Source organism: Nostoc sp. TCL240-02 (assembly GCF_013343235.1).
Taxonomy (GTDB): domain Bacteria; phylum Cyanobacteriota; class Cyanobacteriia; order Cyanobacteriales; family Nostocaceae; genus Nostoc.
The window spans coordinates 3190837-3202421 of sequence record NZ_CP040094.1; the positions used below are offsets into that span (position 1 = coordinate 3190837).

Consider the following 11585-nt stretch of genomic DNA (forward strand, 5'->3'; position numbering starts at 1 on the left):
TTGAGCTTTCTGAATTTTTAATTTTCAATTTTTAATTTTTAATTCGTATCACGATTCCTCCCCAGCTGAAACCAAATAATAAGGATAAACAAAACTATAAATATCGGGACTGTCTTTAAGTCGATAATTGATGATGATATCCACTCTGCCACGCACAGGGTCAGGATCGGTGACAACTTCATCGATAATAATGCGTGGTTCCCAAACTTCTAAAGCTTCCAAGACATAAAGACGGATTCGCAGTAGGGTATCGCTATTTAAAGGTGCAAACGCTAGTTCCGACAAGCGCGAACCAAAGGTAGGTCGGTAAACCCGCTCACCTACTCCCGTGCGGAGAATAATCCAAATAGATTCTTTAACTTTTTGATCTTCACGGCTAAGTTGTATCCCGCCTTGCACACTTAAATGCAGTGGATAAGCCCAACCTGTTCCCAAATAGGCTCGTTCACGACCATAAACCATATCTGGCACTTAGACAGTTGTACATGGATATCTTCAAAGATATCGGCACAGAAGGTTTAAGCCTATTCGCCAAAGGTCGAGGATGAAGAGGCGGGGAGCAAAGGGACAGTGCAGTTTGAGGTTCTGAAGTGGACTGACTGAGGGAATTCATTTACTCCCTTTCCTGGTAGTATCTTTTCAGGATTGGAATTAATTTTTTAATTCAAATCAACTATTCAAAACTAGGGTTGTCGGCAGCCACTTACCAGGAACATTATGCCAACATTTAAAGAGTAAAGAATTAATAGATGATTGAAATTGTTAAAGCAAACCTGAGTATGCCTGCTCATGCGGACGCTATGGTTCAGTTAATGGATGAGTATGCGCTCGACCCGATGGGTGGTGGTAAAGGTCTATCCGACTACGTTAAAGCAAATCTCTCAGCAGAGCTTGGAAAGAGAAAAGCGGCTCACGTCATTCTTGCGTTTGTCGATGCCGAACCCGCAGGGCTTGTTGTCTGTTTAGAAGGATTCTCTACGTTCGCGTGTAAACCATTACTTAATATTCACGATGTCATCGTTGCTTTAGCCTACCGTGGTAGAGGTTTGTCCAAATTGCTGCTACAGAAAGCGGAGGAGATAGCGTTTGATTTGGGCTGCTGCAAACTCACGCTAGAGGTACTGGAAGGAAACCATGTTGCCCAGTCAGCATACAAGGCGTTCGGATTTAGTGGCTATGAGCTAAATCCACAGATGGGCAAGGCATTATTCTGGGAGAAGAAATTAGGATAGGTGATTGATGGATCGAAAAGTTCTTAAAGCAGATTGATATGATTAATTGCTATTTGCGCTAAGTTATCAATCCTGACAAAATTTTGGATAAAGTTTCAATTATTCCCTACCTCACCTCCTCTAGTTCTCCAATCAACCGCCAATGAGAACAGTAAAATCGCCTTTGATAATTTTATTCGGTGGCCCTAATGCTTCTATAATAGTGTCGCCCATCCGAGAGGCAGGCAGGTTGTTAATCAGCACAGTCTGACTACCGTCAATCACAACCCCAGGGCCGTGAGGAGGTAAGGGTAAAGGTGTGGCGCAATTATGAATATCAGCACCAGCGGCAGCAGCTGCGATCGCACTACCCATAGTAGCAGCAGATGTTGCCTTTGTAGTTTGTTCGGTAGCTAAGGCAGCAGGTGCCCCTGGCGTACCTGCCGCCGCTAGGGTAGCAGCCTCAGCCGCTTGGATAGCCGTATCAGAAGCTGTTTTAGCAGACTGCAAACCTGGTACTGCTGCTGCAAGCACGCCCCGCCACGCAGGTAAAGATCCAATCAACACATTAGGACTACCCGGCCCTCCTGTTAAAACTGGGGGTAAAGGATGCGCCACATTGTCAGTAATTCTTGCCGCCGGTTTACCCATAACAACCTCCTAATAGTGTCTTTAATCTATTGCCTCTGTGTTCTCTGCGTCTCTGTAGTTAGATAAATTACTTTTAAACCACAGAGGCACAGAGAGCGCTGAGAAAAAACATAGAAAATTAATTAAGGCGAATCATCGCACCTTTAACCGTAATCACGCCGTTGGCTGAAATGTCTATATTTCCAGCCGCATCTAATGACATATTACCTGTTGATTTCACTGAAACGGATTTACCCATATCGTCCATTTTGATTTTATGACCACCTGTGGTTTCAATCTCTATGCACCTTTGACTATCATTGAGATATATTTTATGACCGTCTTTAGTTTCTACGCGAATACCTGTTTTACTACTTCCTTTATCCTCTTCAACAAACTGTAAAACATGACCGACGCGAGTCTTAATAGTGCGTAATCTTACACCACCTGTAACAGAATCACTTACCTTTTCTGGTGGTGCATCCTTCCCGTTCCATACCCCACCAATGACGTAAGGACGGTGAATATCGCCATGTTCAAAACCTACCAAAACTTCATCGTTTACCTCTGGTAAACAGTCGAAGCCTCTGTTTTGACCTGCTCCCACAGCGACAACTCTCGCCCAGTCACTTGTATGGTCTTCTGTGAGAGTGGGAAACTTGACTTTCACTCTGCCCATTTTCTCTGGGTCTTTATTATCAGTCACAATTCCGACTAATAAAGTTTCAGATGGCTGTAGACGTTTTTCTGGGGATAGAGTTGTGAATAAGTTACCAGAACGTAGTCCCCGCACGCTGAAATCAGTTTCATAAACGCGCTGATTAAAGAAATGACGGGTTTCTGTAACATAATACTTACCACTATAGTGATCGCCTATACCCTTAAGCTTAACAACTCGTCCAGGACGAATCTCAGGATTCCCTGCTGCTTTAGCATCTGCATAAACAAATTCTCCTCCCAATTCATCACATAAAGCCTGAGCCATAGCTTTTGCTTGCTTTTGACTGGCGACAGGCTTATCTACAACAATCATTTTGGGAGACTTAAGATTAGAAAATGCAGTACTGGTACTACTTCCTAGCTGATTACCTGTCTCGGTTACTTGCTTTTCTTTATTAGCTGTTTGGCTAATCAATTTTTTCTGAGCATAGTCCCAGGCACGTACTTCCACAGAACTCACCTGTTCAGCACTGGTAACGCGGGTACTAAATTTACTAATATCATCTAGCCATTCTAATGCTAGAGATTCCTGAACTTTAGGTTTACAAAAATTTATCTTATCCTCTGTAATAAATAGTTCAAAACCATTACGGGCTGCCCTTTCCCGCAAAAACTCCATATTAGTTTGGTTTTCTTGGAAGACATACTTATTAACTTCGCCTGTTGACTCGATATCGCCAGGTCTTATACCTACTTCCTGAACTATTTTTTTGACTATATCACTATCAGTTTCATTCAAAAAAGAACGATTATAACGACCTCTGTGAAGACGATGAGAAATATCATAACCACGAACAATGATATCAGCTTCAGATTTTTCATTGAAGTGAACTTCCATTGCGGTAATTTCGCCTTCAATTAGGATTTTTTCTACCTCATCTTGAAAATTATTATCTAGAGTAGTACTCGAAGTAAAACCCAACTTCACTTTTTTGCCAATTCTAAACAACTGCTCATGTCGCCAAGCCTTATTTTCTGGTCGGTCAGATGTGGGAATATAGCTATTATGGATTACTAGCGTAAACATTGCTGGTAAATGAAGGCTTTCTTCTATTGTGATTTGCAACAAATCCTTCATTAATTCAGGAGAAGCAGGTTGTCCATCTATCTGTATTTTAGGTTCGCTTAAATAAAGGCTTTTTTTTGGAGGCATAACTATTATTTGATAATTTATAAAATGTTTAGATCAGCCTTTAATGACAAAGTAAATACTAATTTATTACTTTATTTATTTTACTTACTCAGTTTTTGACCCTTTTTATCTGTTGCACGAGCGTTGCCTTTAGAATCAGATTTACGTCCTCCAGGCAGGTTATTCTTATCTACTTCTTGCAAGGCTATATCTACCAGTGCCCTGACTGGCGTACCATCACTCAAAAACATATTTAAAGTGTAGGTTAAACTCGTGATTACACAATAAAAATACTCATCTCCCCATGTAAATATGTAGACAGGTGGTCGTTTGTCAGTTGCTTTACTGATAGTTTCTACACCTTTCTTAATGTTATCTATATATTTTTTCATTACAGACTCTTTCGTTTCATAAGTATCATAGAGTAACTGTTTAAGGGTGAATTTATAAGGTTCAACGCCAGAAAAGTTTACTTTCGGAAGTAGAGTAGTTCCTCTATTACCATCCTTACTTTCCCACTTAACAGTCCGAGCGAAACTAATATCTGTAGGATTAAACATTAATTCAATATCTGGTGCTTCACTGTTATAAGCTACAAGTTTAGCTTTCTCAAGTTGTGGTTGACGCTTTTGAATAACAATAATTGCTGGACTTGCCATTTTAATATTTCCCCAAAAATTAATTATTGAATGGAAACTTACCAAGGTAATCGACCGGAGTAACCACCATGACGCTCTCGCTCAATTTCTATCCGTTGTCGTAATCTGTGATAAATTTCACGAGCTAGAGCTTCAATATCGGCTGTATCATCTTTTTCATCTCCTTGAGAAGATGAAGATGCACTCTCTATGGTTTCGGTTATCGGTTGTATTTCTCTAGATATGTCGGGTGGAGTGACTTCTCCACCATTAGCAAAGCCTCTAGGTGTAGGAAGGTGTTTAGCAAAAACTTGTGGCGATTCTGAACCATGAGAAAATTCATAATTTTGGCTGTTAGATTCTCCATCATTAAAATTAAAGCTAGTAAAATCATCATTATTTCCATTTAGTAAATCTTCCACACTTGACCATTGAGAAGGTGTATTTGACCATTGGGAAGGTGTGTGAGTGCTGGGATTTGCTTTTCGGAAAATCATGGGAGGCGACGAGTATTGAGGTGAAGATTCACCGACATCTATTATTTCATTTTGAAGAGGATTAAGCTGTGGAGAATTGAGAACTGAAAGTTTATTTTGACTAATATTCAACCCCAAGGAAGAAGGAATTAAGGAATTGGATATCTCAGGTGAATCAGTTTCAGCGCTTTTTAGCTGTAATGAAATGTCTGGAAAAGAATCGACTTTAGTCGGAGTCTCTGGAGAAATTGTTTCTCCTGCTTCTGTAGGATTGGGTGTCTGTAAACTTGGAAGTATAATATCGTGCGGTGTTCCACCAGTGTTGATGTGATGCAGTAGAGGTAAATTCTTTTGTGCATCCCTGGTATTAATGACAAACTCCCCAGGCGTAAGCATTGCTGGTACTGTATCGGAGGGTGCTATCTGCTGGCGATTTTCAACACGGGAGTCTGTAACATGACCACCAGTAGCATAACCTTTAGGTGCGGGTTTTTGTGCGATCGCATTTTGCTCAACTTTGGGTGCTGTGCTTACCTCATCTTGTAGAGAAATTGGGTTATCTAGAATATCTGGATTATCCCAGGTATCAGCAAGGGTTGATATTTCAGGATTTTCTGATTCTACTGTTTGTTCATTATCAATAATTTTCCTAAAAATACTTGCTTCTTCAGCAATTTCAGGCGATGTGGCGGTAATTATTGGTGCTTCAGCAATTTCATGTGATGTGGTGCTAGCTACCAATGCTTCACTAATTTCAGGCGATGTGGCGGTAATTATTGGTGCTTCATCAATTTTAGGTGATGTGGTGCTAGCTACCAATGCTTCACTAATTTCAGGTGATGTGGCGGTAATTATTGGTGCTTCAGCAATTTCATGTGATGTGGTGCTAGCTACCAATGCTTCACTAATTTCAGGTGATGTGGCGGTAATTATTGGTGCTTCATCAATTTCAGGTGATATGGTGCTAGCTACCAATGCTTCACTAATTTCAGGTGATGTGGCGGTAATTATTGGTGCTTCATCAATTTCATGTGATGTGGTGCTAGCTACCAATGCTTCACTAATTTCAGGTGATGTGGCGGTAATTATTGGTGCTTCATCAATTTCATGTGATGTGGTGCTAGCTACCAATGCTTCACTAATTTCAGGTGATGTGGCGGTAATTATTGGTGCTTCAGCAATTTCAGGTGATGTGGTGCTAGCTACCAATGCTTCACTAATTTCAGGTGATGTGGTGCTAGCTACTAATGCTTCACTAATTTCAGGCGATGTGGCGATAATGATTGGTGTTTCTGTAATTTCAGGTGCTGCTAAGATGGACTGACTTTCTGTAAACTCGCTGGCAGTATTCTCAAAATTGCCATCACGTCGCAGTGAACTTACATTTGCTGAAACATCTAAGACATTAGCCGCCATAAGAGACTGTGACTCTAAAGTGACTAACTGTTCATCGCTATCAGAGTTACTGAATAAACTAGGTATATCTTCAATATCGGCTGAGGTAGGTGTTAACTGAATAGTCGCACTGTCTGGAAAGTCACTCGTAACACTCGAATCAATTTCCTGGCTTTTCACGGTATCTGTAAAACCTTTATCCTGCAATGAGAGAGGCTTTGAATTCTCTCCTTTGCTTTGTAATGAAGTGGAATTGGGGTTCAAGTTTTGCGTTGGTTTTTCTACATTTTTTACATCCTGTGAAAAGTTAGAATAAATTTCTTGTTGTACTGTAGTTTGATTTTTTACAACTGAAGACTCAGAATTAGATGAAGGAATATACGCCCCTATGGTATTTTCATGATTTTCTAAAGGATGAAGTAACGTTGGTGCTTCATCAATATCAGATGAATTAAGTGTTGATGATAAAGTTAGAGTATTATCAACGGCAGCATTATCTTTAATAAAATCATTTGCGGTGCTTTCTAATATTAAGTCTGGTTTAATGGCTGTAATCGCCTCTGAATTAGTATTAGTATTTAGTATTTCTTCTTCCTGTGATGGAAAATTTAAGGTTGGTGACACCTCTTTTACTTGGATTAAATCCGTTGGGTCAGCGCTGCTTTTATTGTCAACTACAGAAGGAAGTTGATGTGTTTCAATATCCTTGTGTGGTGGATTTGGGCTAACTGGGATCTCTGAAATATTAACTGATTCTGATACTTCAGGGATTAGTTTTTGTTCATGGCTTTTAAAGTTACTAGACGGTGTAAACGTTTCCTCCATATTGTTAGACGGAAGAAATTCTATAGATAAATCTTGGACTAATTCACTTGTATTGTTATTTGATTTAATATTTTCTTTCGATGCCAAAGTACTTTCTGTTATAGACAAATCTGCACTAGGTAAACTAGATAATAGCTCAGAATTTACTTGCGGGTCATCGGTAGCAAAATTACTGAATAAAGTCGATTTATCTTCAATAACAGGCGAAGTAAATACCGTTATACCACTGGTAGAGCTATGATCATTTGTAGTATTTTCAGTATTATCAGAAGCGATATTTCGTCCGAAAATTGGGGTTTCCGAATTCTCCTCAATAGACAGAGACTCATCTGATGTTAATAATTTATTTCTACTACCATTAATAGTAACATTGCTTTCATCAACAAATTGCTCAACATTCTTAACCGTTGATGATTTGATAGCTTTTTTAGTTCTAGATTTTGATTTTGTTTCTGGTGGCTGTTGAGATTTATTTGTTTTTTTTGATTTAGATTTACCTTTAATATTTAGATTTTGTGATGTTTCATTATTTTTACTCGTGTTTTTTGCAATGCGAGTTGGCATTATCCCTGGAATTCTGTCTTTTACTGATTCATTACTATTTTCTAGTGCAGCTATTGAATCAGAAGAATCAAACTCAAGTAATGAAAATTCACTATTTATCTCTTCATTGTCCCAACTATCCCAACCGATTAATGGTTCAATCGATGGTTCATACTGACGAGACAAGAAAAATTTGGAGGATTTTACTAATGGTGGTTTAGTTTGGATTGTACTAATCAAATTATTTCGTGAATGCAAAGAATGAGATTCTTTTCTCAATATTATTCCCTGAGAATTAGATAAAGATGATATTACCCCAAGGGGATGAATATTGTTTCCTAGTGGAGATTGAATAATTTGCATAGTTATAGTTTAAGAGTAGCCAATTAACTAGAAACGAAATATCCTGATTTTTGATTCCGTTGTACAGAAGTGCCTCCTCCTGTAGACCTTGCAACTTGTAAACCTTCATAAGCTAAAGTTAATTCTTCAATTGCAACTGCCTTTCCATCTGCTTGGAGTGCAGGTGTTTTCCAGGTTATAGGAATAGCACCAATCAAAGTCCAACTCATCATCGTTTCACCAGCTTGATTAAAAATCAAAATATTGACATTACGCCGAGATGTTTTCTTTTGTTCATCAAAAACTGCATTCATCCAGTTCCAAAAACCTGGATGATCGGTGAATCCTCGTTTCAAAGTTATGTCTGCAAACTCTGTATGACCTAAATAAATTCTTTGCTGATCGTTGACACCACCTTCCTGAAAAACATTTTTCTTAATTTGAACACTTAATCCTGAACATTCAGCGAAAGATGCAGCAATAGAACTGTCTATTTCTACATAAAAGCGATTAGTAGTGACATAATTTAATTCGTGAGTAATGTTGCCATTGTTAGCACCTGTAGCCATCACAACCACCTTTGAGAATCATAACTACCTACCCTTTCGCGCTGCGATCGCAAATCTTCTAGCAAAAGTTTATATACGTGTTCTGTGAGCTGGTTCATCAGCCGTGAGTCGTTGAGATATTTACTTGCCGTTTTAGCCGCCTTGGTAGCATCAGATGCCGCCGAAACCCCAGCGTAGCCAGCAGTACCGCCAACATCTCCATCGAAGGTGAAAAAAGTTTGTTGCTGTTTTGAGTCCATAAATAAAAAAACTCTCCCTAAATCCAGGCTAAAGGTACTGCATCAGAATCAAAAGTAGCCAAAAGTCGAACTTAGTAGAGGCGCAAGGCCTTGCGCCCCTGCGTTAGCTGGAAATCCCTTACTTTTGAGGAATTGTGTTACAAGTGCGATCGCTGTAATATCCATCTAAGTAACAGCGTATTATTTATCTAACTACTGCTTGGGAAACAGGAGAAGAAAATGAGAGAACATGTCAGCCGACAGAAAAAAACTACTACAGGCTTCTCAATTCCATCCCTAAAACACCCTACACCGGGCTTTGGTTTAATTTCACGCCAAGCGGTTCCTGAAGTACAACCACTCCATCAACCCGTTACTCACGATATAAGTCGCATACCACTGCGTAGCCAAGCAAAACTCTCAATTAGCCAGCCTGGAGACATTTATGAACAGGAAGCTGATAACGTAGCACAGCAGGTAATGCAAACAATGGCGCAACCTGGAAATGGCCAGTCTATCCAACGAGAAGCATTGCCAGAGGATGAGGAAGAATTGCAGATGAAACCTTTGGCAAATTCCATTACGCCTTTGTTGCAACGAGAAGAAATGCCAGAGGATGAGGAAGAATTACAGATGAAATCTCTGGACAATAGCACATTACAACGAGAAGCATTGCCAGAGGAAGAAGAAGAATTACAGATGAAGCCGATGGTACAGCGTCAGGCTGAGGCTGGGATGGAAGCTGCGCCTGACCTGGAAGCATCCATTAACCAAGCTAGGGGGGGTGGACAGGCGATCGCAGACAATATCCGCGAACCGATGGAGGTGGCGTTTGGCGCAGATTTCAGTGGGGTGAAGGTTCACACGGATGGTCAATCTGACCAGTTGAATCGGTCAATTCAGGCGCGTGCTTTTACAACAGGGCAGGATGTGTTCTTTCGTTCGGGAGAATATAATCCAGGGAGTCGCGGCGGTCAGGAGTTATTGGCGCATGAGTTGACTCATGTAGTGCAGCAGAATGGGGGGGCGGTGCAGAGAAGCGTTGTCATCCAGCGACAATATGAGGAGCAAGTACCTCAACTCAACGAAGAACTCAAAAAGGAATGGGTAACCAAGGATGATAAGAAAGAGGCAATATTAAGCGCGATAAAAACCGTCTTTCCGGATAATACGATTGATGCAACTAAAGATCCAGCGGTGGCGAAAGCCGTGCTAGCGTTCGTAAATTCCCAGCAGGAACAAACATGGATAGACGGGACGGAAAGAAAACCACCAGGGAAAAAGGATATGGGCAAACTGGGCGACGCTGATAATTGGACACTGCGGCACTATACAGACAAATACCAGTGGGATGAGACGGAAAAGGAGGTCAAACCGCCGTCCTACAAAGAAATATTATCAGCATTGACCCTAGCAGCGATGGCGAAGAAGAACGAAGAGAGTACAAGCGTTGAGAAGAGTAAGGTCGGAGCAAGTAAGTCAGGCCATACAAGCAAAATAGATTGGGATATGATAGGGAACGTAGGAGATACCTTTTTTGCTTTGTTTTATAAGGGACAACTAGCAGGCACAAAGCAAACATTCCTCAATCAAGCCCAATGGTATGCCGAGTGGAAGATCACGGATGTTAGCGAAATCTGGGCATCCTCAGATTGGCTAGGAAAGGCAAAGACAAAAGGGGAGACGCCGCGAGGGGTAGCATATGAAGGAAACCCAGAGGATGTGATCAGCGCGTTTCTAGAAATGGGGGGGCGGCGAGGGGATGATAATAGCAAGCGAAGTAGATTCGAGAGTAACTATGATAATTTTGAGGTGAAAGTTCATGGCTCATTGAATTTGGCTAGTAGTTCCGTAAATACGGAATGGAGGAGAGTAGACAATCCGCCACAAACAGAGGAAGAGAAAGCGTTGAAAAAATAGTGCGATCGCCTGACATTGTAGAGACTGTCTTAATAGTCTTGTGATCGCGCATATATTTATGATAGTTGATAAAGTGTGATCGCTGCTTTTGTAGGGTGAGTTAACGAAGTGCGATCGCAATGTTGTTAAAAAACTCCATAACCCGTATATTCCCGCATTTCAGGAGATTGAAATCCAATAACAATATCATCTTTTGGAACCCCTAGTTCTACAAGTTCTTGAGCCACTCTCATTTCCGTCATATTCTGCTCAATCAAAATTTTTCCCTGTTTAATATCCAAATGTAAAACACAACCCTAGACTCGCCGATGACCATCCCATCCCACATTCATAACCATATAATGGTCTTGTTTTGTATCAAAAACAGTGTAACAATCAATTTGAACATTGGCTATTGGAATAGCAGCATAAGCCATCAACAAGGACTGAATGATATGGCGATAAGATTTTAGGGTATCCATTGTACAATTACCTCTTGAATTGGGTCATAAATAATTTGTTTAATCTCATATCTCTCTACAGATATTTGGGCAAATTCCCGCTTGAAAAAAGCTTCATAAACACCTATAGGTACTGCCAAATAGAGAATGCGAGTTGGATCGCTGATTTCTAAGGCAAGCCGATAATTCAAAAACTGTCCTAATGCAGCATGATAATCTGTTAGTGGTGAATCACTCAGGAACGTTTTAATCTCAACTACAATTTTTTCTTCACCCCGCTCTGCTGCTAACAGTTGCTCTGCACCTAAATCTATTTCAAACTTAGTTCCGCCAACTTCCAGTCGCAGAGGATCATCGGTTATCTTCCACTACTCTTTTTCTAAAGCAATTCTAACCACAGCATGAAATTTATCTTTAGCTGCCATCGTTAACTTTTTCTGATTTACTTAACATTTTAGTGCGATCGCCCGATACCATAGAATCAGGTTCCCGAAAATTTATACTTTCGATAAATTGTGTTACAAGT

The 11585-nt window shown here is 40.3% G+C and carries 9 protein-coding genes and 2 pseudogenes; 2 read left to right on the plus strand and 9 right to left on the minus strand.

Features of this window, described 5'->3' with window-relative positions; genetic code table 11:
- Positions 1-48: 48 nt before the first annotated feature.
- Positions 49-462 (minus strand): GPW/gp25 family protein, encoded by a 414-nt coding sequence (locus FBB35_RS13575; protein ID WP_174710058.1) that lies wholly within the window; start codon positions 460-462, stop codon positions 49-51.
- Between the two features lie 287 nt (positions 463-749).
- Between FBB35_RS13575 and FBB35_RS13580 the strand changes: the two genes are divergently transcribed.
- A complete protein-coding gene (locus FBB35_RS13580) occupies positions 750-1232 on the plus strand; it encodes a GNAT family N-acetyltransferase (protein WP_174710059.1) in 483 nt (160 codons plus the stop codon).
- Between the two features lie 132 nt (positions 1233-1364).
- Here FBB35_RS13580 and FBB35_RS13585 read toward each other — a convergent pair whose 3' ends face one another.
- From FBB35_RS13585 to FBB35_RS13610, 6 genes are all read right to left on the minus strand, one after another.
- The gene (locus FBB35_RS13585; protein WP_174710060.1) at positions 1365-1862 is read right to left on the minus strand and encodes a PAAR domain-containing protein; all 498 of its coding nucleotides are present in this window, start codon (positions 1860-1862) and stop codon (positions 1365-1367) included.
- Between the two features lie 118 nt (positions 1863-1980).
- On the minus strand, positions 1981-3714 hold the full coding sequence (locus tag FBB35_RS13590) for a VgrG-related protein (RefSeq protein ID WP_174710061.1): 1734 nt from the start codon (positions 3712-3714) through the stop codon (positions 1981-1983).
- 80 nt (positions 3715-3794) lie between these two features.
- On the minus strand, positions 3795-4352 hold the full coding sequence (locus tag FBB35_RS13595) for a hypothetical protein (RefSeq protein WP_174710062.1): 558 nt from the start codon (positions 4350-4352) through the stop codon (positions 3795-3797).
- Between the two features lie 38 nt (positions 4353-4390).
- Positions 4391-7933, minus strand: coding sequence for a hypothetical protein (locus FBB35_RS13600; protein ID WP_174710063.1), 3543 nt, complete (start codon positions 7931-7933; stop codon positions 4391-4393).
- Positions 7934-7956: 23 nt separating this feature from the next.
- Entirely contained in the window at positions 7957-8481 is a 525-nt protein-coding gene (locus tag FBB35_RS13605) for a phage tail protein (protein WP_174710064.1), read from the minus strand.
- On the minus strand, positions 8481-8720 hold the full coding sequence (locus FBB35_RS13610) for a hypothetical protein (RefSeq protein WP_174710065.1): 240 nt from the start codon (positions 8718-8720) through the stop codon (positions 8481-8483). The genes FBB35_RS13605 and FBB35_RS13610 overlap by 1 nt, the downstream gene beginning before the upstream one ends.
- Before the next feature lie 219 nt (positions 8721-8939).
- Here FBB35_RS13610 and FBB35_RS13615 point away from each other — a divergent pair, with 219 nt between their 5' ends.
- Positions 8940-10619, plus strand: coding sequence for a DUF4157 domain-containing protein (locus FBB35_RS13615; RefSeq protein ID WP_217481711.1), 1680 nt, complete (start codon positions 8940-8942; stop codon positions 10617-10619).
- A gap of 125 nt (positions 10620-10744) precedes the next feature.
- On the opposite strand, the pseudogene FBB35_RS13620 reads toward FBB35_RS13615, so the two are convergent.
- Positions 10745-11080: pseudogene (locus FBB35_RS13620) on the minus strand (XisI protein).
- Positions 11068-11484, minus strand: a pseudogene (locus tag FBB35_RS13625) (XisH family protein). Before FBB35_RS13625 ends, FBB35_RS13620 begins: the two co-directional pseudogenes overlap by 13 nt.
- Between the last annotated feature and the right edge of the window lie 101 nt (positions 11485-11585).

What these genes read in the sequence shown, in the direction of transcription:
- FBB35_RS13575 (WP_174710058.1), bottom strand. Translation starts at nt 462, where the DNA reads ATGGTTTATGGTCGTGAACGAGCCTATTTGGGAACAGGTTGGGCTTAT.
- FBB35_RS13580 (WP_174710059.1), top strand. Translation starts at nt 750, where the DNA reads ATGATTGAAATTGTTAAAGCAAACCTGAGTATGCCTGCTCATGCGGAC.
- FBB35_RS13585 (WP_174710060.1), bottom strand. Translation starts at nt 1,862, where the DNA reads ATGGGTAAACCGGCGGCAAGAATTACTGACAATGTGGCGCATCCTTTA.
- FBB35_RS13590 (WP_174710061.1), bottom strand. Translation starts at nt 3,714, where the DNA reads ATGCCTCCAAAAAAAAGCCTTTATTTAAGCGAACCTAAAATACAGATA.
- FBB35_RS13595 (WP_174710062.1), bottom strand. Translation starts at nt 4,352, where the DNA reads ATGGCAAGTCCAGCAATTATTGTTATTCAAAAGCGTCAACCACAACTT.
- FBB35_RS13600 (WP_174710063.1), bottom strand. Translation starts at nt 7,933, where the DNA reads ATGCAAATTATTCAATCTCCACTAGGAAACAATATTCATCCCCTTGGG.
- FBB35_RS13605 (WP_174710064.1), bottom strand. Translation starts at nt 8,481, where the DNA reads ATGGCTACAGGTGCTAACAATGGCAACATTACTCACGAATTAAATTAT.
- FBB35_RS13610 (WP_174710065.1), bottom strand. Translation starts at nt 8,720, where the DNA reads ATGGACTCAAAACAGCAACAAACTTTTTTCACCTTCGATGGAGATGTT.
- FBB35_RS13615 (WP_217481711.1), top strand. Translation starts at nt 8,940, where the DNA reads ATGAGAGAACATGTCAGCCGACAGAAAAAAACTACTACAGGCTTCTCA.